Source organism: Pseudomonas sp. LBUM1658, assembly GCF_059716055.1.
On sequence record NZ_CP166798.1, the window covers coordinates 5,490,783 to 5,512,743 of the forward strand.

Sequence of the window (21,961 nt, forward strand, 5' to 3'; positions counted from 1 at the left end):
CTCAATGAGTGGAAGATAGGTTCGGCTGGGAGTATAGAAGCCCACCCGAATTTCCCCAGTCAAGTCCTGGTTGTTTAACGACACGCTGGACAACCTGCCGCTCCAGCCCTTATCGTGCGCCTCAGGCCACCGCAGTGGCCGACGTCGCTCGGACGGTTCCGGGCGCTTACGTACCAGAGGCAACAATGGCTGACCAAGGTTCGCCGCGCCGCTTTGCGCGCATAGATCGACTCCCCCCTTACGTATTCAACATCACTGCCGAGCTGAAGATGGCCGCCCGTCGTCGTGGCGAAGATATCATCGACTTCAGCATGGGTAACCCCGACGGCCCGACACCGCCGCATATCGTCGAAAAACTCTGCACCGTCGCCCAGCGCGAAGATACCCATGGCTATTCCACGTCCAAGGGCATTCCACGCCTGCGTCGGGCAATTTCCAATTGGTACAAGGATCGCTATGAGGTCGACATCGACCCGGAAAGCGAAGCCATCGTCACCATTGGTTCCAAGGAAGGTCTGGCGCATTTGATGCTCGCCACCCTCGACCAGGGCGATACGGTACTGGTGCCCAATCCCAGCTACCCGATCCACATCTACGGCGCAGTGATTGCCGGTGCCCAAGTGCGTTCGGTGCCGCTGATTCCGGGCGTAGACTTCTTCGCCGAACTGGAACGGGCGATTCGCGGCTCGATCCCGAAACCGAAGATGATGATTCTCGGCTTCCCGTCCAACCCGACCGCGCAGTGCGTGGAACTGGATTTCTTCGAGCGGGTCATCGCCCTGGCCAAACAATACGATGTGCTGGTGGTCCACGATCTGGCCTACGCCGACATCGTCTTCGACGGCTATAAAGCCCCGTCGATCATGCAGGTGCCGGGCGCCAAGGACATCGCGGTGGAGTTTTTCACCCTGTCCAAGAGCTACAACATGGCTGGCTGGCGTATTGGTTTCATGGTCGGCAACGCCGAACTGGTCAATGCCCTGGCGCGGATCAAGAGCTATCACGACTACGGCACCTTCACTCCGCTGCAGGTCGCGGCCATCGCGGCACTGGAAGGCGATCAGCAATGCGTGAAAGACATCGCCGAGCAATACCGGCAGCGTCGCAATGTACTGGTCAAAGGCCTGCATGAACTGGGCTGGATGGTCGAGAATCCAAAGGCCGCGATGTACGTCTGGGCCAAGATCCCTGAAGCCTACGCGCACCTCGGCTCGCTGGAATTCGCCAAGAAACTGCTGGCGCAGGCCAAGGTCTGTGTGTCGCCGGGAGTGGGGTTTGGTGAATATGGTGATGACCATGTGCGCTTTGCCCTGATCGAGAACCAGGACCGAATTCGCCAGGCAGTGCGCGGGATCCGTGGAATGTTCAGGGCGGATGGTTTGGTACCGAAAACCAGCGCCGTCTGATTTGTGGCGAGGGGGCTTGTCGGAACGCCGCATCGCCCCGTTCGGCTGCGAAGCAGTCGTAAAACCGGCTACCGCGTTCTACCTGAAGAATCGCGATACATGGTTTCAGGACCGCTTCGCGGTCCAACGGGGCGATGCGGCGTTCCGACAAGCCCCCTCGCCACAGTTTTTTAAACCACCAACGACAGCAGCAGGATGAAGATCAGCGCAACGACGGAGAGGATGGTTTCCATCGCGGTCCAGGTCTTGAAGGTTTCGAGGACGGTCATGTTGAAGTACTGCTTGACCAGCCAGAAGCCCGCATCGTTGACGTGAGACAGAACCAACGAGCCTGCGCCCGTTGCCAGTACCAGCAATTCAAGATTGACGCCTGGAACCATCCCCACCACCGGCACCACAATGCCCGCACCGGTAATGGTTGCCACGGTCGCCGAACCGGTGGCGACACGAATCACCGCCGCTACCAGCCACGCCAGCAAAATCGGCGAGATCTGCGCGTTCACCGCCATATGGCCGATCACATCACCCACGCCGCTGGTTACCAGCATCTGCTTGAAGCCACCGCCAGCACCGATGATCAGGATGATCGCGGCCGTTGGCGCAAGGCTGGAGTCGAGCAGTTTGAGAATTCTCTTCGAATCAAAACCGCGTCTGTAGCCAAAGGTGTACAACGACAGCAGCAGGGCCAGCAGCAAGGCAGCGATCGGGTGGCCGATCATGTCCATCCAGTTGCGCACGCCATTACCTTCAGGCAGCACCACATCGGCGAAGGTTTTGAGCAACATCAGGAACACCGGCAACAGCACGGTGATCAGGGTGATGCTGAAGCTTGGCAGCGTGGAGGCTTCCGGCTCATGGGCCAGTTGATCCACCAACTCCTGATTCGGATGACCCGGAATGTATTTGGCGATGAACGTACCGAACAAGGGACCGGCAATGATGGCGGTCGGCAGCGCGACGATCAGACCATAGAGAATGGTTTTGCCGATGTCAGCACCGAATATACCGATGGCCAGCAACGGACCCGGGTGTGGCGGAACCAGACCGTGAACCGCTGACAGACCGGCGAGCAGCGGGATACCGATCTTGATCAGCGACACGCCGGTACGCTTGGCGACGATGAACACCAGTGGGATCAGCAGCACGAAGCCGATTTCGAAGAACAACGGAATGCCGACCAGAAACGCCGCAAACATCATTGCCCATTGCACGCGCTCTTTACCGAACGCCTGGATCAGGGTGCGGGCGATCTGATCCGCCCCGCCCGATTCGGCCATCATTTTGCCGAGCATGGTGCCCAGCGCGAGGATGATGCCGACGAAACCGAGAACGCCGCCGAAGCCGTCCTGGAAGGACTTGATGATCTTGTCCACCGGCATGCCCGAGGTCAGCCCGAGGAAACCGGCGGCAATAATCAGTGCAAGGAACGGGTGCATCTTGAACCGGGTGATCAACACGATCAGGCCGATGATGGTGACCACTGCATCGACTAGCAGATAGGTCTCTTGGGACATGCCAAACATGGGGGGTGACTCCTGTTTGTTGTTGTTATTAAAACGGTTGTGAATTGATTGCTGAATGGGACAGCGCTATCTCTTCGAGTCAGGCACTACTGGATTGGTTCCAGGCCACGTTGCAGCCACCAGGCATAAGTCTGCTCGGCGAGGTTTTCCACACTGTGGGAGGAAGCATCGAGGGCCAGGGTCAAAGGTTCGCCGACTGGCGATTCAAGGGTAGCGAACTGGCTGTCGATCAGGGTCGAGGGCATGAAATGGCCGGGTCGATGGGAGACTCGCAGCGCCGCGACTTCGGGGGTCAGTTCGAGAAACACGAAGCCCAGGCCCGGCACGGCGCTGCGCAGGCGTTCGCGATAACGCAATTTAAGGGCCGAGCAGGTCAGGACCGGATGCTGACCGGCAGCGACGGCGCGGCGCAATTCATCGCACAGGCTATCGAGCCAGCCGGCACGGTCTTCGTCAGTAAGAGGGATGCCCGCGCTCATCTTTTCGATATTGGCGGCAGGGTGGAAAGAGTCGCCTTCAATGGCGGTAGCGCCGCTAAGCTGGCACAGGGCCTCGCTTACGCAGGTTTTGCCGCAGCCGGCGACGCCCATGATGACCAGGGCGGTGATGGGTTGATTCATGTAACACCTCAGCACGTAGACAGCGCTACCTTTGCTCATTGAACTCTAGTGCAAAAATAGATTCTGCCGACGCCTTCTTGTCATTTTTATGGGTTGCAGCGCGTTCTGTTTCGACGCTTGCGAGTGGGATCAGGCACGCCACACTCAAGCATTTGCAGCGGCATCGAGACAGCGCTACCTTAGTACCTTGAATTTTGTTTGGCAAGCCGTCCGATGACCTCTTCTAAAAACGATAAAAATACCCGCACCACGGGACGCCCTACTCTCAATGAAGTCGCGCGCCTGGCGGGCGTCAGTCCGATCACCGCTTCCCGGGCCCTGCGCGGCATCACCAGCGTGGCCACCGAACTGGTGGAAAAAGTCCAGCAGGCAGCCCTCGAACTGAACTACGTGGTCAACCCCGCGGCCCGTGCCCTGGCCTCCGCTCAGAGCCATTCGGTGGTGGTTTTAGTGCCGTCGCTGTCCAACCTGCTGTTCATCGATACCCTTGAAGCCATTCACACCATACTGCGTCCCAAAGGCTTCGAAGTGCTGATCGGCAACTATCACTACTCGCGCGATGAAGAAGAAAATCTGCTGCGCAATTACCTGGCCTATCAGCCACGTGGTTTGCTGCTGACCGGTTTCGATCGCACCGAAAGCGCCCGACGGATGGTCGAGGTCAGCAACATTCCCTGCGTCTACATGATGGACCTGGACCCCGGGGCTGGATTGAACTGCGTCGGCTTCTCGCAAATGAGCGCCGGCGAGACCGCGGCCGAGCATTTGATCTCACGTGGTCGCAGGCGTCTGGCCTACATCGGCGCGCAACTCGACCAGCGCACCCTATTGCGTGGTGAAGGTTTCCGCCGAGCCCTGCAAAAAGCCGGTCTATATGATCCGGACCTGGAAATCCTGACTCCACGGCCCTCATCGGTGGGTCTGGGCGGCGAACTGTTTCTGCAGTTGATGAACAGCCATCCGCAAGTCGACGCGATCTTCTTCGGTAACGACGACCTGGCCCACGGCGCGCTGCTGGAAGCCATGCGCTGCGGGATCAAAATCCCCCAGCAAGTGGCGGTCCTCGGTTTCAACGACCTGCCCGCCTCGGCCCATATGGTGCCGCGTCTGAGCAGCATCAGCACCCCGCGAGAAGCCATTGGCCGCCGCGCCGCCGAGCAGATGTTGACCTTGATGGCTGGCAACACTGTGGCCAAACCGGTGCAGGATATGGGGTTTGAGTTGATGATTCGCGAGAGTACTTAGACTGGTTTTTGCGGGGTCACCGGGCATATTAAATGACTGCTCTCAAGCCATCGGCGCTGAACGCGTTTGATGGCGAAGCGGCCGAAAGCGGCAAAATCTGGCCGCTCGACCTTGCCCTACCGGCAGTCACCAGGCTGTCATCCCCTGCAAAACCGGGGCGCTGGCAGCACCGGCATGCAATGTGCTCTATACCTGTCGATAACCATAATTCAGGTGTTCACACCGGAAGCGACCACCGCCCCCGAGAGCGGCGCGCTGGCCGAATTCAAGGACTACATGAGCAAGTCCCCTGAAGAGCGGATGCGCGATAGTATTTTCAAGGAGTTGGGGGATTACCGAGGAAGAATTTGAGCAGATGCCGCCGGAGCAACAACAGGCAATCGGCCAGGAAATCGCTCGCCTCCTCCAAGACAAGATCAAGCTGGCTTAGGCCGAAAAAGACAGCAGCACGACCGACAAACAGGTTACCGACAAGTTTCTGGCTGCGGTCTGAGTCGGACCGAACAGAAGCGCAAGCCGTTGGATCATTCGCGGGCAAGTCAGTAACAGAAATCTATGGTCGGGCGATCAACTGTGGCGAGGGAGCTTGCTCCCGTAGGCCGGTCCGCGCTCGGGCGAAGCAGTCGTAAAACCTGACAATGCGGTGTGTCTGACACAACGGGTTTGCAAGTTTCAGGGCCGCTACGCGACCCAGCGGGAGCAAGCTCCCTCGCCACAGGTTTGATGTTCATCTGAAAATCCTTAACTGACTGGCATTGGGGCTTACCCGCGAAAGCAAAGTCTCAGACGCCCTTGAAACGTCAGGCAAATAATCGAATTCCTCTACAAACTCCCACTCACCCTTGTCGCCACCTCTATCGGCACCCACCGCTGCCAGACCTGCGGCTGATCCTTCAAAAAGGCTTCGGCAACCTGACGCGGCTTCAGGCGTTTTTCGCTCATTTGGCCGAGTGTCTGGTTTAGCAGGTCGATTGGCAGGTCGACCTTTTCGAAGAACGCCACCAGGTCCGGATATTGAGTTTTGAACGGTGCGGAGACGCCGATGGCCAGGTTGGCGGGCATCGAGCGGGTGCCTTTGGGATGTGGGTTGTTGGCATCGGCCAGGGTTTTCCAGGCTTCGGCATCGAACGCCGGTTCTTCGAGTTTCACCAGTTTGAAGCGCCCCAGCAGTGGCGTCGGCGACCAGTAGTAGAACAACACTGGTTTGCCGCGGCGGATCGATGAAGCGACCTCGGCGTCCAGGGCCGCGCCGGAGCCGGTGCGGAAGTTGACGAAGCTGTCGGTCAGTTCGTAGGCCTTGAGTTTCTGGCTGTTGACGATCTCCGAGGTCCAGCCGGTCGGACTGTTGAGGAAGCGCCCGCGAGCCGGGTCTTCCGGATCGCGGAACACATCTTTGTAGCGCGCCAGATCGGCGACCGACTTCAGTTCCGGAGCCAGGGCTTTGATGCCGCGCTCCGGGTCACCCTTGATCACGTACTCCGGGACCCACCAGCCCTCTGTAGCGCCTTTGACCGTGTCACCGAGGCCAAACACCTTGCCCTCGGCTCGGGCCTTGATCCACGCCGGACTACGCCCGGCCCATTCTTCGCCGATTACCTGGATATCGTTCCTGGCCAGGGCCGCTTCGAGGCTGACGGTGCTACCCGGCAGTGTGTCGGTCGGGTAGCCGTAACCTTTCTCGACGATCAAACGCAGGATCTCGGTAATCAGGCTGCCGCTTTCCCAGGTGATGTCGCCGAAGTGAATAGGTACGGGCTGTTCAACGGCCGGGGCCTGTTGCGCCAGCAGGCTGAGCGCCAGCAGCGAGCTGCCGAGCAGGGTTTTGATCGATCTCATGCGGACCTCTGAAGGGATGATTGTCTGAGTAATGGCTGGTTGGCGCTCGGTTTGTTCGTCGCACTCCACGGCGCACAGACCGCCATTGAGCGGGTCATGTAATCGCTCACCGAGCGTTGGGAAATCCCCAGTTCGGCTGCGACTTCGGGATAGGTCAGGCCGTTGACCCGGGCCAGCAGGAAAGCGGCCCGGACCTTGGCCGGCAAGCGGTTGAGCTGGCGGTCGATGCCATCCAGGGCTTCGAGTGCCTGGGCCAGATCCTGAGGTGACGCCCCTTGGAGCGCTTCATCCTGCTCCAGGGAATCAAGGTGATTGCGCTCGAGATCGCGCCGGCGCCATAGCTGGTACATCAAACGCTGGGCAATGGTGGTCAGCAACGCCCGCGGCTGGCGGATCGGCATCAACCCGGGGGCGTTTAGCAGCTGGACGAAGGTTTCGGCGGCAATGTCTTCGGCACTGGCGCTGGAATCCAGTTGGCGGCGCAATCGGGCGCACAGCCACTGGTAATGATTGCGGAACAATCCGCCCACGTATTCGCGGTGAGAAGGGTCGGCGCCGGACATGGAGGCTCCAATGCAAAGGGTTGCTCTGTATGTCCGGAGTTCCGGTGAGGCGATCCTAGCAAGGAGCCTTATTCATTAATAATACTTAAAAAGTATTTTTATATGCATTTATGGAATTTATAGGATTGACTCGAAAGATCAAAAGATCGCAGCCTGCGGCAGCTCCTACGGGGGTTTTGCGTACACCTGCCATATTGCGGGTGAAACATTGTCGGAGCTGCCGCAGGCTGCGATCTTTCAAGTCTCAGCGCAACCGAGCAAACCCCAATTCCTCGGCCTCTTGCCGATAGTCGAGCAGGATCTGGTAGTCGCTTTCAGAGGCTGGCAACACTTCCTGCAGCCCGAGGGTTTCAGCCACCTGTGGCAGTTCCTGCAAAGCCAGGTTCATCGCTTCACGAATACGTTCGACCTGTTCATCCGTCAGCCCGGCACCACCGATATACGGCAAGGTCGGGCTGAAGGCGCTGCGCGCCACCACTCGCAATCCCGCCACTTCCTCTTCGGCATACCGCGCCAGACAGGCAAAGGTGACACTGTCGATGGCCGCCAGATCCGCCTTGCCTTCACGCAACCAGCGCAGGCTTTCGCGGTGGCTGCCGCTGATGGCAACACTGGAGAAAAACCGGCCGTCCTGCTGCAGTGGCGCGAGCCGGTGACGCAGCAGGTTCATGCCGCTGTTGGAGTCCTCGCCATTGATCACCCCACGGCTGCCGAAAAATCCCGTCAGGGTTCGGCGCGGGTCAACGGCGCGGGTCAGCAGTAGGCTGCAATGGTTACCACCCGAGCTGTCGGGCAGTTCATAGCGCGGTCGGCCAATCACCCGGACCTGTCCACGCAAGGCGGTCATCAGCGGATAACCGCAGGTTTGGGTCAGCAGCAGTTGCGGGGCGAGCCAGAGCTGCATCAGCTCCAGGCCTTCGGCGTTTTGACGGGTAACCTTGAGTCGTTCGAGGATCCGGGTCAGCCATTGTTCACTGGCCTGGCGTATCTGCTCGGGAGCGACGTACATCAGTAGTTCTGCGTAGCCTGAAGTCATTTTTGTGTTCTCAACCAAACGGATGCTCCGGACTGTCTACCGCCGCCAGCCCATGTCGACGAAACAGTTCACCATAGCCTTGCACCAGAAATCCGCCACTGCGATTGAGCCACTGCTCTCGACGGGCAAGGTACACGCGAGGCAGGTAAAACCAGGGCAGACCCGGCAGGTCGTGATGCACCAGGTGCAGGTTCAGATTGAGGAACAGCCAGGTCCAGGGCCATGCCGCTTCATTGATCACCGTGCGCTGCTCGGCCTGGGTGTGCGGGCGGTGTTCATAGTAGGAACGGATCATCGCCAGCGACAACGCCGGCACGCTGATCAGCAACAGGTAGTGCCAGACCGGCACCGCGCTGTAACGAGCAATGAAGCCGAGCATCAGCACGGACAGCGCGCCATGGGTCAGCCACATCAGCCAGGCCTGGCGTTCGCCTCGCCGCAAGCGCTGCAGCTCTTCCTTCGCCAGCCCCAGCAAGGCCAACGGCGCGCCCACTAGCAGGCGGCCGAACAGTGTTTTATCCAGCCAGTGCAGGCCTTGTTCGAGTATTGAGCTGGTCTGCCACCGGTGTCGGCTCAGGTACCGGCTTTCCGGGTCGCGGCCAGGCAAGGTCAGGTCTTCGTCTCGGTGATGCAACAAATGGCTGTCGCGGTACAGCGTGTAGGGATACCAGACCGCCAACGGCGCATAACCGAGGAGCTTGTTCAGCCAGATAAAACGCGTCGGATGCCCGTGCAACAGCTCGTGCTGCACCGACATCCAAAGCACCAGGATGGGGATCAGTAATGCCGTGCTCAGCCACAAGCCCAGCCATGGGCTCGCCAGCAGTACGCCAAACCAGGCGCCGTAAACGCCAATCAGCAACAGCCAGGTCGGCCATTGCGTGCGGCCGGTGAAACTCAGGCGCAGGGTTTCGATTTCTTCTCGTTGGGCTTGATCAAGATAATTGGGCATGGCGTGGCTCAGAGCAGGGATCGCGCCGACAAACGAACGTCGACTTCATCCCCCTCTGTGCAATAGCCCAGGGAAATCTTGCAGATCGATTGATTATTTATTCAGAAGTGAAAGCGGAGCCCGATGGACGGGCTCCGTTAAAGACGACTCAGTGACCGAACACACCGACTTTCTTGGCTTTCTTGTCCGCGCGTTTTTCATCGGCGGTTTTCGATGGTTTTTTCTTTGCTGCTTTCTTTGAATCCATGCCTTTGGCCATGATGCACGCTCCACTCATACGGGATGTAACATGAGGTATAACACCTATTACGTAGCAGAGTTTTATTTCAGCGATTTATAATTTTTTGCTGCTCACCGCCCTTCATAGAAATTCACTCAAACCATGCCAGAGCTTCATTTCAGCCCGCTTGCCGAGCCGCTACGCCCCCTGCTGAACAAGTTCTATCGCCAGCACAACTCGCCAATGCGCGCGGCCAGCAAGGGAGAGTTATGGGTAGCCAAACGGCTGGAGATCATTGCCGGTCTGTGCCTGACACCGGTTGCCGAAGGGCAGTGGTTGACCGGGTTGTTTGTCGATCCGGCCTGCCGAGGTCAAAGGATTGCCACGCAGCTGGTGGAACATGCGTGTGGAACTGTCGAGGGGCCGGTCTGGCTGTTTTGCCATCCGGATCTGCAAGGGTTTTACGCGGGTCTGGGGTTTACCATCGAGCCACGACTGCCCCAGTCACTGGCAGATCGTCTGGCTCGCTATACTCGCAGTAAACCCATGATTGCCCTCGGCAGAGAACGCCTCACTCGCCCGCGGCAGGATCCAGATCCGGGAACATCACATCGATAAAGCCGAACTTGCTGAAGTCGCTGATCCGCGACGGGTACAGCCGGCCGATCAGGTGATCGCATTCGTGTTGCACGACGCGGGCATGGAAGCCTGAAGCGATGCGCACGATCGGCTCACCCTTGGGGTCGAACCCTTCGTAGCGAATCTGCTGATAGCGCTCTACTGCGCCACGCATGCCGGGTACCGACAGACAACCTTCAAAGTCCTCTTCCAGGAGCGGCCCCAACGGCGTGATCAGCGGGTTGATCAGGATGGTCTGCGGTACCGCTTCCGCGTCCGGATAGCGCTCACTGTGCTCGAAGCCAAAGATCACCAGCTGCAGGTCGACACCCACCTGGGGTGCGGCCAGGCCGACGCCGCCCACGTGCTCCATGGTCTGGAACATGTCATCGATCAACTGCCAGAGTTCCGGGCTGTCGAACATCTCGGCCGGCACCGGCGGGGCAATGCGCAGCAGGCGTTCGTCGCCCATTTTCAGAATTTCACGGATCATGTTCAGGCTTCGTCAGTGGTCGGTTTGAGCGAGTGGTCCCGTCCCAATCCCGAAACGTGGTGTTTTTCGTCGTCCCCGAAGTCCTTCTCGCCAGGATTCTTGCCATGGGTCGACATGTGCTCGATCACCGCGTTCATTTCCGCGCCGAGCAACAGCACCGCCGCAGAAATATAGAAGTACAGCAACAGCACGATGATCGCACCGATACTGCCATACATGGCGTTGTAATCAGCAAAGGTTTTCACATAATAGCCAAAGCCCAGGGACGCGATGATCCATACCACCACCGCCAGCACCGAGCCCGGGGTGATAAAGCGGAACTCCTGCTTCACGTCGGGTGTGACGTAATAGATCAATGCCACCGCGACCATCAACAGCACCACGATCAATGGCCAGCGCACCAGAGTCCAGACGGTGACGATAAACTCCTCCATGCCGATCTGCCCCGCCAGCCAGCCCATCACTTGCGGCCCCAGGACCATCAGCGCGGCGGCGACCAACAGCATGCCGGCAATGCCGATGGTGTAGATAATCGACAGCGGAAAGCGTTTCCACATCGGTCGCCCTTCGACCACATCGTACGCCGCGTTCATCGCGCTCATCATCAGCCGCACACCGGCCGAGGCGGTCCACAGTGCAATCACGATACCTACCGACAGCAGCCCGCCCTTGGATTGCTGGAGCTGGTCGATCACCGGATTCACTTGCTCGAGGGCTTGCGGGGGCAGTACCAGCTCCGACTGCAGACGCAACCAGGAGAAAAAGTCCGGCAGGTGCAGGAAGCCGATCAGGGCGATCAGAAACAGCAGGAACGGGAACAGCGAGAACAGCATCTGATAGGCAAGCGCCGAGGCATAGGTCGACATTTCGTCGTCGACGAACTCGGTGACCGTGCGCGTCAGGACGCGATGCAGCGGCAAGCCTTTCAAGTCAGGAAAAAACATAGCGTCTTCTTTCGCCGCAAAAGGTTGAATTCGATGCCGACTCAGGGTCGATTTGTACATCAAAGTAGCTCAGTTGACCGCGTTGAAACAATTTCGATTCATTGATAACTGTAACTGACATAAAAACGGCCATCCGCGGATGGCCGTTCTACTGCAACCAAGCCGTCCACCTCAAGCGTCATCGACGGTTTTCTTGATCGCATCCTTGGCCTTGCCGACGGCTTGCTGGGCTTCGCCTTTCTTTTCCTGGACCTTGCCTTCAGCGCGCAACCGGTCGTTGTCGGTGGCTTTGCCTACACCTTGTTTGACGTTGCCGACCGCTTCATTGGCCACACCTTTCACTTTATCGCCAGTACTGCTCATGGTAGTTCTCCTGTAACGGTTCAAGGGGTCATGGACGCTACGTAAGGGTTGACCTGAGGCCGTTGCGCGGAGTTTCATTTATTTTCACTGCGTCATTTCATCGTCACGCGCAGGTTTGACTTTATGTTTACCCATCAACCCACGAGAATGCGCAACGTATTCAGGCCGTGGCGCTGAAGATCCAATCCGTAGGAATGTTATGAAACTCGATAAAACGCAGGCCATCGCCCGCAGAAACCAGGAACTCGGTGGCAACGTGCTGGGCGTCAACAACTGCCACTTCACCGAACTGAACCGCAACAAGAATATCTGGTGGTTCGATATTCCCGTCAGTCGCCTGGCCATCGGTCAGTACGAGTGGATTCACTTGTTGCTGCACACCCCAAGCACCGACCAGCTGCTGCACCTGAAAGTGCCGACGGTGTTCCTGCGCGAGAAGATGGAAGGCCTGGTGGTGCGCAATCAAGGCAAACGCAAGCCGACCGTGAGCCTGGAGTTGAGTGCGGACAAAGACGCCTTCCTTGAAGACGTGCGTCCAGCCGGTACCGGGGTGAATTTCGCGAAGTTCTTGCTGTAACCATCGAAGTTTCCAACTAGCCACCGAGAAATCCGGAAACCGTTAAGGACTCCGGATTTTTTTATGCCTGTAACACCCGATCTGGATACTGGTCTGAACGGAGCCAGGTACAAAACCGGGAAAAACTCTCGAATAAACTTTACTTCCCTGCTTTTTTGCCGATTTTCGGTGAATACGGCACACTACCGGACCCGAGCAGCTGCTCGGTTTTTTTCAACTAACGCAGAAGCCGTATGACCCGCTCCCCGTTCCGCCGTCTTGTGTTTGGCACCTTGCGCCGACTGTTGTACCTCTGGGTTCGCTCGGAGACGATCAACCAGTCGTCCTTCACCCTCAACCTCGACCGCAGCCGTCCGGTGTTCTACGTCCTGCAAAGCCCATCGCTGACTGACCTGGCGGTGCTCGACACCGAGTGCACCAAGGCCGGCCTGCCACGCCCGGTGTTACCGGTATCGGTCGGCAATTTGCTGGAACCGGCAGCGTTTTTTTACCTGACGCCTGAGCCCGACTGGCTTGGCCGCCAGGATAAACGCGGCGCACCGCCGACCCTGACGCGACTGGTCAGTGCCTTGAGCCAGAACGCCGCCGAAAACGCCCAGATCATCCCGGTCAGCGTATTCTGGGGGCAGTCCCCGGACAGCGAATCGAGCCCGTGGAAACTGCTGTTCGCCGACAGCTGGGCCGTCACCGGACGCCTGCGCCGGCTGCTGAGCATCATGATTCTGGGGCGCAAGACCCGCGTGCAGTTCTCGGCGCCGATTCATCTGCGCGAACTGATCGAACATAACAAAGGTCACGAGCGCACCGTACGCATGGCCCAGCGGATTCTGCGGGTGCACTTGCGCAACCTCAAAGCGGCGGTGATCGGCCCGGACATTTCCCACCGGCGCAATCTGGTCAAGGGCCTGCTGAACCAACCGCTGGTCAAGCAAGCGATCCTCGAAGAAGCCGAACGCGAGAACATCTCCCCTGAGAAAGCCAAGGCTCAGGCCCTGCGCTACGGCAATGAAATTGCCTCGGACTACACCTTCACCGCGATCCGCTTTCTCGAAGTGGTACTGAGCTGGTTCTGGAACAAGATCTACGATGGGATCAAGGTCAACCATATCGAAGGCGTACAAGCCGTCGCCCAGGGTCACGAAGTAATCTATGTGCCCTGCCATCGCAGCCATATCGACTATTTGCTGCTGTCCTACCTGCTGTTTCGCAATGGCCTGACCCCGCCGCACATTGCCGCCGGAATCAACCTGAACATGCCGGTGATCGGTAGCCTCCTGCGTCGCGGCGGGGCGTTTTTCATGCGCCGCACCTTCAAGGGCAACCCGCTCTACACCTCAGTGTTCAACGAATACCTGCATACCCTGTTCACCAAAGGCTTCCCGGTGGAGTACTTCGTCGAAGGCGGCCGCTCGCGCACCGGACGCATGCTGCAACCCAAGACCGGGATGCTGGCGATCACCCTGCGCAGCTTCCTGCGTTCATCGCGAATGCCGATTGTTTTCATCCCGGTGTACATCGGTTACGAGCGAGTCCTCGAAGGCCGGACTTACCTCGGCGAGTTGCGCGGCGCGACCAAGAAGAAAGAATCGATTTTCGACATCTTCAAGGTCATCGGCGCCCTCAAGCAGCGCTTCGGTCAGGTCGCAGTGAACTTTGGCGAGCCGATCAAACTGGCGGAATTCCTCGACAGCGAACAGCCCGACTGGCGCTCTCAGGAGCTCGGCCCGCAGTTCCGCCCGGCGTGGCTGAACGAAACCACCAATCGCCTCGGCGAGCGAGTAGCCCGGCACTTGAACGAAGCCGCGGCGATCAACCCGGTCAATCTGGTGGCACTGGCCTTGCTCTCCACCAGCCGCCTGGCTTTGGATGATCGGGCCATGGCGCGGGTCCTGGATCTGTATCTGGCGTTGTTGCGCCGCGTACCCTACTCGCCCCATACCACCCTGCCGGAAGGTGATGGCCGCGAGTTGATCGAGCACGTCAAAGACATGGACCTGCTTTCCGAGCAGAGCGATGCCTTGGGCAAGATCCTCTATCTGGACGAGCAGAACGCCGTCCTGATGACCTATTACCGCAACAACGTGCTGCACATCTTTGCCCTGCCGGCGCTGCTGGCGAGCTTCTTCCAGAGCAGCTCGCGCATGAGCCGCGAGCAGATCCTGCGTTACACCCGGGCGCTGTATCCGTACTTGCAATCGGAGCTGTTCATCCGCTGGTCGCTGGACGAGCTGGACGCGGTGGTCGATCAGTGGCTGGAAGCCTTCGTCGAGCAAGGCCTGCTGCGCTTCGAGAAGGAGGTGTACCTGCGTCCGGCGCCGAGTTCCCGGCACTTTGTCCTGCTGACCTTGCTGTCCAGGAGCATCGCGCAAACCCTGCAACGCTTCTACATGGCCATCTCGCTGTTGCTCAACAGCGGCCAGAACAGCATCAGCGCTGAAGAACTGGAAGACCTCTGCACCGTCATGGCCCAGCGCCTGTCGATCCTGCATGGCCTGAACGCGCCGGAATTCTTCGACAAGAGCCTGTTCCGCCACTTCATTCAGACGCTGCTGGATCTCGACGTACTGCGTCGCGATGAAGCCGGAAAGCTGAGCTATCACAAACTGCTCGGCGAGCTGGCCGAAGGCGCGGCCAAGCGTGTATTGCCGGCGGAAATCCGCTTATCGATTCGTCAGGTGGCATTGCATCGCAGTGAAGATGCGGCCGATCAGCCAGAAAACGTCGGATAAATAGCTGCTGAAACGTCAGATAATTCGGCAATGAAGCAAGGATGCTTCCTTGAAGGAATTCCCACCTGAAATCCTGACTACGCTGCTCAATACGTCGGCTTTTCGACGCTAACGATAAGGAAATCACAATGAGTAGCGAACCTGTACAAATCCTCACGGGCAAAGTTCATTATCTGGAAAGGATAGGACTGTTGCCGAACTCAACGCTGTACGTCTCCTTGGAAGACGTCTCTCTAGCCGATGCTCCGGCCAAGGAACTTTCCCGCTGCGCAATCCGCAATGCAGAAACTGCTGGCCTGAACTTTGAACTTGCATATAGGCCAGCGGATGATATCCCCGGCCACACTTATGCAATCCGTGCATGCATCAAAACAAACGACCAACTGATCTTCAGCACAGTAGACCGTCACCCGGTAGTGTTGAATGCAGCTTACCTGCAACCATTGGAAATCCTGGTCAGAAAAGTCTGATCAAAAAATGCCGCGCAGCATTTATGTATTGAAGCTCCAACCACTCACCGCTTCACATGATTGCCGGCACCTTTTCCGGAAAAATCCTTTAAATTATCGTTGGCGCCGATCTTCTTCAGCGTCAACGACAGGGATAAATTCATGAAAAAACTTTCGCTATTTGGACTAGCAGCTTTGCTCAGTGCCTGCCAAACCATGCAACCTGCCGCCAAAACCAGCCTCGACGGTGAAGTGTTCTATCTGCAACGCATCGCTCTGCCGCCGAACGCGATCCTGAACGTCAGCCTGCAGGACGTTTCCCTCGCCGACGCCCCAGCGGTGGTGCTGGACGAACAGAGTGGCCCGGTCAAGGGTCAGGTGCCACTGCCCTTCCATCTCAGTTTTAACCCGGCCCACGTCAAACCCGGTCATCGTTATTCGGTCAGCGCGCGAATCGAAGTGGATGGCAAGTTGATGTTCATTTCCACTGAACATCACGCCGTACAACTCGACGGCAAGGATCCGCAGCCGTTGAAAATCCGCGTCGATGCGGTACGTTGACTCTCTCTCTTGATTAAGGAAGCTGCCATGCTCCGTCCTTCCCTTCGCTTCGCCGGCCTGTGCGCGGGCTTGCTGATATCCGCCAGTGCGCTGGCCTTGTCCCTGAACGATCTGTCGCAGACAGATGCCACCGGTGGGCTCAAGGATGCACTGACTCAGGGCGCGCAAGTCGCCGTCAAGCAACTGGGCACTCCAGGCGGTTTCAGCAACAACCCGCAAGTAAAGATCGGATTGCCGGGACAACTGGGCAAGGTCGCCAAGAAGATGAAGCAGTTCGGCATGGGCGCCCAGGTTGACGAGCTGGAAGCCAGTATGAACAAAGCCGCTGAAGCCGCGGTGCCGCAAGCCCAGGCGTTGCTGGTGGATGCGGTGAAGAAAATGAGCGTGGACGATGCCAAGGCCATTCTCAAAGGCGGCAAGGATTCAGCCACCCAATACCTGAGCAAAACCAGCCGCGAGCAGATCCGCACCAAGTTCCTGCCGATCGTCAAACAAGCTACCGACCAGGTCGGCCTGGCCAAACAATACAACTCATTCGCCGGCCAGGCCGCGACCCTCGGAGTACTGGACGCGAAAAGCGCCAATATCGAAGGTTACGTGACCGAGCAGGCGCTGAACGGACTGTTCGAAATGATCGCCAAGCAAGAAGAAACCATTCGCCAGAACCCGGCAGCAGCAGCTACCAGCCTGGCGAAGAAGGTGTTTGGTACGCTGTAGAACGCGAAGATCAAGATCAAAAGATCACAGCCTGGAGGTACACCCGTTGGATCACGGGTGTACCGGGTCAGCCTGCGGCAGCTCCTACGCCTGCTCTTTCTTCACCCTGAACCACGCCGCATACAGCGCTGGCAGGAACAGCAGGGTCAGCGCTGTCGCGACAATCAGCCCGCCCATGATCGCCACCGCCATCGGCCCGAAGAACACGCTGCGTGACAGCGGGATCATTGCCAACACGGCGGCCAGTGCGGTCAGCACGATGGGTCGGAAGCGTCGCACCGTGGCCTCGATGATCGCTTGCCAGGGTTTCAGTCCGGCGGCGATGTCCTGTTCGATCTGGTCAACCAGGATCACTGAGTTGCGCATGATCATCCCGGACAGCGCGATGGTGCCGAGCATCGCCACGAAGCCGAAAGGCTGGCGGAACACCATCAGGAACAAGGTGACGCCGATCAACCCCAGGGGCGCGGTGAGAAACACCATGACCGTGCGCGAGAAGCTGCGCAGTTGCAGCATCAGCAAAGTCAGTACCACGACAATGAACAACGGTACCCCAGCCTTGACCGAGTTTTGCCCACGGGCCGAGTCTTCGACGGTACCGCCAACGTCCAGCAAGTAGCCGTCGGGCAAGTGCGCGCGAATCGGTTCCAGGGTCGGCAGGATCTGCTGGACCAGGCTGGCCGGCTGTTCTTTACCATAGATGTCCGCGCGCACCGTGACGTTCGGCAGGCGGTTGCGGTGCCAGATAACGCCTTCTTCGAAGCCATATTCCAGGGTCGCGATCTGCGACAGGGCCACGCTTGTACCATTGTTGGTCGGCACCGCGAGGCTCGGCAACAAGGACAGCTCGGTGCGTTCATGCAAGGTGCCGCGCAGGAGGATTTCGATCAACTCATTGTCTTCGCGATACTGGCTGACGCTGGAACCTGTGAGCGAACTTTGCAGGAATTTCGACAGGTTCACGGTGCTCACGCCCAAGGCCCGGGCACGGTCTTGATCGACGTTCAGATACACGACTTTGCTCGGTTCTTCCCAGTCCAGATGCACGTTGACCACGTGGGGATTCTCCCGCACCTTGGCCGCGACTTCGCGCGCCAGCGCCCGGACTTGTTCGATGTGCTCGCCGGTCACCCGGAACTGTACCGGGTAGCCGACCGGCGGGCCGTTCTCCAGCCGCGTGACCCGCGAGCGCAGCGCCGGGAATTGTTCGTTGAGGGTTTCGATCAGCCAGCTACGCAGACTTTCGCGATCCTCGATGGTCTTGGCCAGCACCACAAACTGCGCAAAGCTCGCCGCCGGCAGTTGCTGGTCCAACGGCAGATAGAAACGCGGCGAACCTGTGCCGACATAGGCCACGTAGTTATCGATCCCGGCGTGGTCCTTGAGCAAGCCTTCCAGACGTTTGACCTGCTCGGCGGTGTTGCTCAGCGAGGCACCTTCGGCCAGTTTGAGATCGACCATCAATTCCAGGCGCCCGGATGCCGGGAAGAATTGTTGCGGCACGAAACGAAACAGCACCACCGAAGCCACGAACAGTACGATGGTCAGGCCGATGACGGTTTTGCGCCGGCGTACACACCACTCCACCAGGCGTCGCACCCGTTGATAAAAGGGCGTGCCATACGGGTCGGGCTGCCCATTGCCGGTGCCGTGTTTGGCGGCATGGATTTTCGCCAGGTCCGGCAGCAGTTTCTCCCCCAGATACGGCACGAACACCACGGCGGCGATCCACGAAGCCACCAAGGCGATGGTCACCACCTGGAAGATCGAACGGGTGTATTCGCCGGTACCCGATTGCGCGGTGGCAATCGGCAGAAAGCCGGCGGCGGTGATCAAGGTTCCGGTGAGCATCGGGAACGCGGTGCTGGTCCAGGCATAGCTGGCGGCCTTGATCCGGTCGTAGCCCTGCTCCATTTTGATCGCCATCATTTCCACAGCGATGATCGCGTCGTCCACCAGCAGGCCCAGCGCCAGCACCAGCGCCCCAAGAGAAATCTTGTGCAGGCCGATCCCCAGGTAATACATGCTGGCAAAGGTCATCGCCAGCACCAGCGGAATCGCCAGCGCCACCACCATGCCGGTGCGCACTCCGAGGGAAAAGAAGCTCACCAGCAAGACAATCGCCAGCGCTTCCACCAATACCCGAACGAACTCACCGACGCCGGTCTTCACCGCGGCCGGCTGATCGGAAACCTTGCGCAGCTCCATGCCGGCCGGGAGGTTTTTCTGGATCCGGGCGAACTCGACTTCCAGCGCCTTGCCCAATACCAGAATGTCGCCGCCTTCTTTCATCGCCACCGCAAGACCGATAGCGTCCTCGCCCATGAATCTCATGCGCGGCGCCGGGGGATCGTTGAAACCGCGGTGCACGTTGGCGACATCGGAAATGCGAAACGTGCGATCGCCGACCCGGATCGGGAAGCCCTTGATCTCTTCGACTGTCTGGAAATTCCCCGAGACTCGCAGTTGCAGGCGTTCGCCGGGCGTCTCGAAAAAGCCTGCGGTGGACATCGCGTTCTGTTCTTCCAGCGCTTGCTGGACCACGGCCAATCGCAGCCCGAGGGTGGCCAGTTTGACGTTGGACAGCTCGATCCAGATCTTCTCGTCCTGCAGCCCCAGCAGGTCGACCTTGCCGATATCCTTGACCCTTTGCAGCTGGATCTGCACCCGGTCGGCGTAGTCCTTGAGCACCGCATAGTCGAAACCGCTGCCGGTCAGCGCATAGATATTGCCGAAGGTGGTACCGAACTCATCGTTGAAAAACGGTCCCTGAATCCCCGGTGGCAAGGTATGGCGGATATCGCTGATCTTCTTGCGGACCTGATACCACAGCTCGGGAATCTGCGCCGAATGCATCGAGTCCCGGGCCATGAAGGTCACCTGGGATTCACCGGGCCGGGAGAACGAGACAATCCGTTCGTACTCACCGGTTTCCATCAGCTTCTTCTCAACGCGCTCGGTGACTTGCCGCGACACCTCCTCGGCCGTTGCCCCCGGCCAGTTGGTGCGAATAACCATGGCCTTGAAAGTGAAAGGCGGGTCTTCGCTCTGCCCCAGCTTGGTGTAGGACAGCGCGCCGACGACGGCCAGCAACAGCATCAGGAACAGCACGATCTGGCGATTGCGCAACGCCCATTCGGAAAGATTGAAACCCATCGGGGACTACTCCTTGACCGCCAGATTGACCGAGCGATTGGAGCGATCCACCGGACGCACTTGCTGGCCTTCATGCAACACGTGCACACCCGCGGCCACCACCCAGTCGCTGGCGCTCAGACCTTCAAGGACCGGCACGGTTTTTTCACCGAAGGCACCGACGCGCACCGGAGCGCGCTTGAGGGTGTTGTTGGCGTCCACCACCCAGACGTAGGTCTCACCGTTTTCCGCAGTGAGTGCCGAGAGCGGCACCGACAGCGATACGATGCCTGCGGTCTGGATGAACACCCGGGCGCTCTGACCGAGTTCGGCCGGGACCTTGCCGGCGCTGAAGGCGATACGCGCGGCAAAGGTCCGGGATTTCGGGTCGGCGGCCGGTGACAGTTCGCGAATACGCCCGGCGAAGCGCTGATCCGGTTGGGTCCACAACTCCACCGAGACTTCCTGACCAACCTTGAAACGACCGAAGTTCTGCTCTGGCAGACTGATCAGTACTTCCCGCTCGCCATCGGTGGCCAGGGTGAACACCGTCTGCCCAGCCCCCACCACTTGCCCGACTTCAACCGCGCGCTTGGCCACCACACCATCCTGCGGCGCACGCAGCACCGCGTAGCTGGCCTGATTGCTGGAAACATCAAATTCGGCCTTGATCTGCTTCAGCCTGGCTTCGCCTGCACGATAGAGGTTTTCGGCATTGTCGTACTGCGAACGGCTGACCATCTGCCGCTCCATCAGGGTCTTATAGCGATCTCGCTCGGCGCGCACCATGTTGAGGTTGGCCTGGGCCGCTGCGACCTGAGCACGGGTGGCTTCCAGTTGCAGGCGTACATCCTGGGGATCGAGCTCCGCCAGCGGCTGATTGGCCTTGACCCGCTCGCCCTCTTCAACCAGTCGTCGGCTGACCTTGCCGCCGATGCGGAACGCAAGATCGGGCTCGTAACGCGCGCGAACTTCACCGGGATAGCTGTCCATCGTCTGGGCCGAAGGCTCTGGCTGCACCACCATGGCCGGGCGCACGGTGACTTGCGCCGGTTCTTCGTGACCGCACGCCGACAACAAAAAAGCCAGGGTGACTGGCAACGCGAGGGGCAAGGCATAGCGGAACATGGTGAACGACCTTTCGCTAATGGTGCTTTGAATAATTATACTGATGGGTATGTTATTAATAGCAAACTCACCAGTCCAGTATTAAAAGCGAAGAATGTCGAACAATCTTTCTGCATCCAATGGTCCCGGCCGCCCCAAGGACCTGGCAAAACGCCAGGCGATCCTCGACGCGGCGAAAAATCTGTTCCTGAGCAATGGCTACGCCAACACCAGCATGGATGCGGTGGCGTCGGCGGCCGGTGTGTCGAAGCTCACGGTGTACAGCCATTTCAACGACAAGGAGACGCTGTTCTCGGCCGCCGTGGTGGCCAAGTGCGAAGAACAACTGCCGACATTGTTTTTCGAGTTGCCGGACGGCATCCCGATCGAACATGTGCTGCTGAACATCGCACGGCGCTTTCACCTGCTGATCAATAGCGATGAATCGGTGAACCTGCATCGCCTGATCATGGCCTTGGGTAGCCAGGATCCGAAGCTCTCACAGATTTTTTTCGAGGCCGGGCCGCAGCGCATGCTGCACGGCATGGAACGGTTACTGACGAAGATCGACCAGGTCGGCGCCTTGCGCATCGACAAACCGCGCAATGCCGCCGAGCACTTCTTCTGCCTGCTCAAGGGCGCGGCGAATTTTCGCCTGCTCTACGGCTGCGGCGCGCCCCTGAGCGGTGACGCGGCCGAGGCCCATGTGCGGGACGTGGTGGAGTTGTTTATGCGGGCGTATCGGGTCTGAGCCAAAAAGATCGCAGCCTGCGGCAGCTCCTACGCCGACCGCGTTCACCCGGGTGTACGCAAATCCCGTGGGAGCTGCCGCAGGCTGCGATCTTTTGATCTTCCAGGCTTAACCTC

The 21,961-nt window shown here is 59.0% G+C and carries 20 protein-coding genes and 1 pseudogene; 10 read left to right on the forward strand and 11 right to left on the reverse strand.

Features of this window, described 5'->3' with window-relative positions; all coding sequences use genetic code 11:
* Positions 1-185 precede the first annotated feature (185 nt).
* Positions 186-1,406 carry an alanine transaminase gene (gene alaC / locus ACA064_RS25355; protein WP_497670578.1) on the forward strand — a complete coding sequence of 407 codons (1,221 nt, stop codon included), beginning with the start codon at positions 186-188 and terminating at the stop codon, positions 1,404-1,406.
* A 170-nt stretch (positions 1,407-1,576) separates the two neighbouring features.
* Here the strand turns inward: alaC and ACA064_RS25360 are convergent, their stop codons facing one another.
* Positions 1,577-2,929: a GntP family permease gene (locus ACA064_RS25360; RefSeq protein WP_497670579.1), complete on the reverse strand. Its 1,353-nt coding sequence runs from the start codon at positions 2,927-2,929 to the stop codon at positions 1,577-1,579.
* 86 nt (positions 2,930-3,015) lie between these two features.
* Positions 3,016-3,549 carry a gluconokinase gene (locus ACA064_RS25365; protein ID WP_497670580.1) on the reverse strand — a complete coding sequence of 178 codons (534 nt, stop codon included), beginning with the start codon at positions 3,547-3,549 and terminating at the stop codon, positions 3,016-3,018.
* A 213-nt stretch (positions 3,550-3,762) separates the two neighbouring features.
* Between ACA064_RS25365 and gntR the strand changes: the two genes are divergently transcribed.
* Positions 3,763-4,794: an HTH-type transcriptional regulator GntR gene (gene gntR, locus ACA064_RS25370; RefSeq protein ID WP_497670581.1), complete on the forward strand. Its 1,032-nt coding sequence runs from the start codon at positions 3,763-3,765 to the stop codon at positions 4,792-4,794.
* Between the two features lie 225 nt (positions 4,795-5,019).
* Positions 5,020-5,287, forward strand: a pseudogene (locus ACA064_RS25375) (hypothetical protein); the annotation flags it as partial.
* 329 nt (positions 5,288-5,616) lie between these two features.
* Here ACA064_RS25375 and ACA064_RS25380 read toward each other — a convergent pair.
* From ACA064_RS25380 to ACA064_RS25395, 4 genes are all read right to left on the reverse strand, one after another.
* Positions 5,617-6,630 carry an ABC transporter substrate-binding protein gene (locus tag ACA064_RS25380; RefSeq protein ID WP_497670582.1) on the reverse strand — a complete coding sequence of 338 codons (1,014 nt, stop codon included), beginning with the start codon at positions 6,628-6,630 and terminating at the stop codon, positions 5,617-5,619.
* Positions 6,627-7,193, reverse strand: coding sequence for a sigma-70 family RNA polymerase sigma factor (locus tag ACA064_RS25385; protein ID WP_497670583.1), 567 nt, complete (start codon positions 7,191-7,193; stop codon positions 6,627-6,629). Before ACA064_RS25385 ends, ACA064_RS25380 begins: the two co-directional genes overlap by 4 nt.
* A 244-nt stretch (positions 7,194-7,437) precedes the next feature.
* A complete protein-coding gene (locus ACA064_RS25390; RefSeq protein ID WP_497670584.1) occupies positions 7,438-8,229 on the reverse strand; it encodes a phosphate/phosphite/phosphonate ABC transporter substrate-binding protein in 792 nt (263 codons plus the stop codon).
* Positions 8,230-8,239: 10 nt separating this feature from the next.
* Positions 8,240-9,181: a fatty acid desaturase gene (locus ACA064_RS25395; RefSeq protein ID WP_497670585.1), complete on the reverse strand. Its 942-nt coding sequence runs from the start codon at positions 9,179-9,181 to the stop codon at positions 8,240-8,242.
* Positions 9,182-9,563: 382 nt separating this feature from the next.
* Here ACA064_RS25395 and ACA064_RS25400 point away from each other — a divergent pair, with 382 nt between their 5' ends.
* Positions 9,564-10,019, forward strand: a complete 456-nt coding sequence (locus ACA064_RS25400) for a GNAT family N-acetyltransferase (protein WP_497670586.1) — start codon at positions 9,564-9,566, stop codon at positions 10,017-10,019.
* On the opposite strand, the gene def is transcribed toward ACA064_RS25400, so the two are convergent.
* From def to ACA064_RS25415, 3 genes are all read right to left on the reverse strand, one after another.
* On the reverse strand, positions 9,973-10,512 hold the full coding sequence (gene def / locus ACA064_RS25405; RefSeq protein ID WP_497670587.1) for a peptide deformylase: 540 nt from the start codon (positions 10,510-10,512) through the stop codon (positions 9,973-9,975). The two genes, ACA064_RS25400 and def, sit on opposite strands and share 47 nt — an antisense overlap.
* Positions 10,513-10,514: 2 nt before the next feature.
* A complete protein-coding gene (locus tag ACA064_RS25410; RefSeq protein WP_497670588.1) occupies positions 10,515-11,456 on the reverse strand; it encodes a YihY/virulence factor BrkB family protein in 942 nt (313 codons plus the stop codon).
* Positions 11,457-11,627: 171 nt separating this feature from the next.
* On the reverse strand, positions 11,628-11,819 hold the full coding sequence (locus ACA064_RS25415; RefSeq protein ID WP_497670589.1) for a CsbD family protein: 192 nt from the start codon (positions 11,817-11,819) through the stop codon (positions 11,628-11,630).
* Positions 11,820-12,018: 199 nt separating this feature from the next.
* Between ACA064_RS25415 and ACA064_RS25420 the strand changes: the two genes are divergently transcribed.
* The 5 genes from ACA064_RS25420 (at position 12,019) to ACA064_RS25440 (ending at position 16,852) form a co-directional block, all read left to right on the forward strand.
* On the forward strand, positions 12,019-12,396 hold the full coding sequence (locus ACA064_RS25420) for a hypothetical protein (protein ID WP_497670590.1): 378 nt from the start codon (positions 12,019-12,021) through the stop codon (positions 12,394-12,396).
* Positions 12,397-12,629: 233 nt separating this feature from the next.
* A complete protein-coding gene (gene plsB / locus ACA064_RS25425; protein ID WP_497670591.1) occupies positions 12,630-15,125 on the forward strand; it encodes a glycerol-3-phosphate 1-O-acyltransferase PlsB in 2,496 nt (831 codons plus the stop codon).
* 128 nt (positions 15,126-15,253) lie between these two features.
* Positions 15,254-15,595, forward strand: coding sequence for a YbaY family lipoprotein (locus ACA064_RS25430; protein ID WP_497670592.1), 342 nt, complete (start codon positions 15,254-15,256; stop codon positions 15,593-15,595).
* A gap of 141 nt (positions 15,596-15,736) precedes the next feature.
* Entirely contained in the window at positions 15,737-16,135 is a 399-nt protein-coding gene (locus tag ACA064_RS25435) for a YbaY family lipoprotein (RefSeq protein ID WP_497670593.1), read from the forward strand.
* A gap of 27 nt (positions 16,136-16,162) precedes the next feature.
* Positions 16,163-16,852: a DUF4197 domain-containing protein gene (locus tag ACA064_RS25440; protein WP_497670594.1), complete on the forward strand. Its 690-nt coding sequence runs from the start codon at positions 16,163-16,165 to the stop codon at positions 16,850-16,852.
* An 84-nt stretch (positions 16,853-16,936) separates the two neighbouring features.
* On the opposite strand, the gene ACA064_RS25445 is transcribed toward ACA064_RS25440, so the two are convergent.
* Together ACA064_RS25445 and ACA064_RS25450 are read right to left on the reverse strand one after the other, a co-directional pair.
* Complete coding sequence (locus tag ACA064_RS25445; RefSeq protein WP_497670595.1) at positions 16,937-20,008, reverse strand: efflux RND transporter permease subunit; 3,072 nt, start codon at positions 20,006-20,008, stop codon at positions 16,937-16,939.
* 6 nt (positions 20,009-20,014) lie between these two features.
* Complete coding sequence (locus ACA064_RS25450; protein WP_497670596.1) at positions 20,015-21,115, reverse strand: efflux RND transporter periplasmic adaptor subunit; 1,101 nt, start codon at positions 21,113-21,115, stop codon at positions 20,015-20,017.
* A gap of 94 nt (positions 21,116-21,209) precedes the next feature.
* Here ACA064_RS25450 and ACA064_RS25455 point away from each other — a divergent pair, with 94 nt between their 5' ends.
* Positions 21,210-21,845 (forward strand): TetR/AcrR family transcriptional regulator, encoded by a 636-nt coding sequence (locus tag ACA064_RS25455; RefSeq protein ID WP_497670597.1) that lies wholly within the window; start codon positions 21,210-21,212, stop codon positions 21,843-21,845.
* Positions 21,846-21,961: the final 116 nt, after the last annotated feature.

What these genes read in the sequence shown, in the direction of transcription:
- plsB (WP_497670591.1), top strand. Translation starts at nt 12,630, where the DNA reads ATGACCCGCTCCCCGTTCCGCCGTCTTGTGTTTGGCACCTTGCGCCGA.
- ACA064_RS25415 (WP_497670589.1), bottom strand. Translation starts at nt 11,819, where the DNA reads ATGAGCAGTACTGGCGATAAAGTGAAAGGTGTGGCCAATGAAGCGGTC.
- ACA064_RS25400 (WP_497670586.1), top strand. Translation starts at nt 9,564, where the DNA reads ATGCCAGAGCTTCATTTCAGCCCGCTTGCCGAGCCGCTACGCCCCCTG.
- ACA064_RS25435 (WP_497670593.1), top strand. Translation starts at nt 15,737, where the DNA reads ATGAAAAAACTTTCGCTATTTGGACTAGCAGCTTTGCTCAGTGCCTGC.
- ACA064_RS25365 (WP_497670580.1), bottom strand. Translation starts at nt 3,549, where the DNA reads ATGAATCAACCCATCACCGCCCTGGTCATCATGGGCGTCGCCGGCTGC.
- def (WP_497670587.1), bottom strand. Translation starts at nt 10,512, where the DNA reads ATGATCCGTGAAATTCTGAAAATGGGCGACGAACGCCTGCTGCGCATT.
- ACA064_RS25410 (WP_497670588.1), bottom strand. Translation starts at nt 11,456, where the DNA reads ATGTTTTTTCCTGACTTGAAAGGCTTGCCGCTGCATCGCGTCCTGACG.
- alaC (WP_497670578.1), top strand. Translation starts at nt 186, where the DNA reads ATGGCTGACCAAGGTTCGCCGCGCCGCTTTGCGCGCATAGATCGACTC.
- ACA064_RS25420 (WP_497670590.1), top strand. Translation starts at nt 12,019, where the DNA reads ATGAAACTCGATAAAACGCAGGCCATCGCCCGCAGAAACCAGGAACTC.
- ACA064_RS25385 (WP_497670583.1), bottom strand. Translation starts at nt 7,193, where the DNA reads ATGTCCGGCGCCGACCCTTCTCACCGCGAATACGTGGGCGGATTGTTC.
- ACA064_RS25390 (WP_497670584.1), bottom strand. Translation starts at nt 8,229, where the DNA reads ATGACTTCAGGCTACGCAGAACTACTGATGTACGTCGCTCCCGAGCAG.
- ACA064_RS25395 (WP_497670585.1), bottom strand. Translation starts at nt 9,181, where the DNA reads ATGCCCAATTATCTTGATCAAGCCCAACGAGAAGAAATCGAAACCCTG.
- ACA064_RS25380 (WP_497670582.1), bottom strand. Translation starts at nt 6,630, where the DNA reads ATGAGATCGATCAAAACCCTGCTCGGCAGCTCGCTGCTGGCGCTCAGC.
- gntR (WP_497670581.1), top strand. Translation starts at nt 3,763, where the DNA reads ATGACCTCTTCTAAAAACGATAAAAATACCCGCACCACGGGACGCCCT.
- ACA064_RS25430 (WP_497670592.1), top strand. Translation starts at nt 15,254, where the DNA reads ATGAGTAGCGAACCTGTACAAATCCTCACGGGCAAAGTTCATTATCTG.
- ACA064_RS25360 (WP_497670579.1), bottom strand. Translation starts at nt 2,929, where the DNA reads ATGTTTGGCATGTCCCAAGAGACCTATCTGCTAGTCGATGCAGTGGTC.
- ACA064_RS25440 (WP_497670594.1), top strand. Translation starts at nt 16,163, where the DNA reads ATGCTCCGTCCTTCCCTTCGCTTCGCCGGCCTGTGCGCGGGCTTGCTG.
- ACA064_RS25450 (WP_497670596.1), bottom strand. Translation starts at nt 21,115, where the DNA reads ATGTTCCGCTATGCCTTGCCCCTCGCGTTGCCAGTCACCCTGGCTTTT.
- ACA064_RS25445 (WP_497670595.1), bottom strand. Translation starts at nt 20,008, where the DNA reads ATGGGTTTCAATCTTTCCGAATGGGCGTTGCGCAATCGCCAGATCGTG.
- ACA064_RS25455 (WP_497670597.1), top strand. Translation starts at nt 21,210, where the DNA reads ATGTCGAACAATCTTTCTGCATCCAATGGTCCCGGCCGCCCCAAGGAC.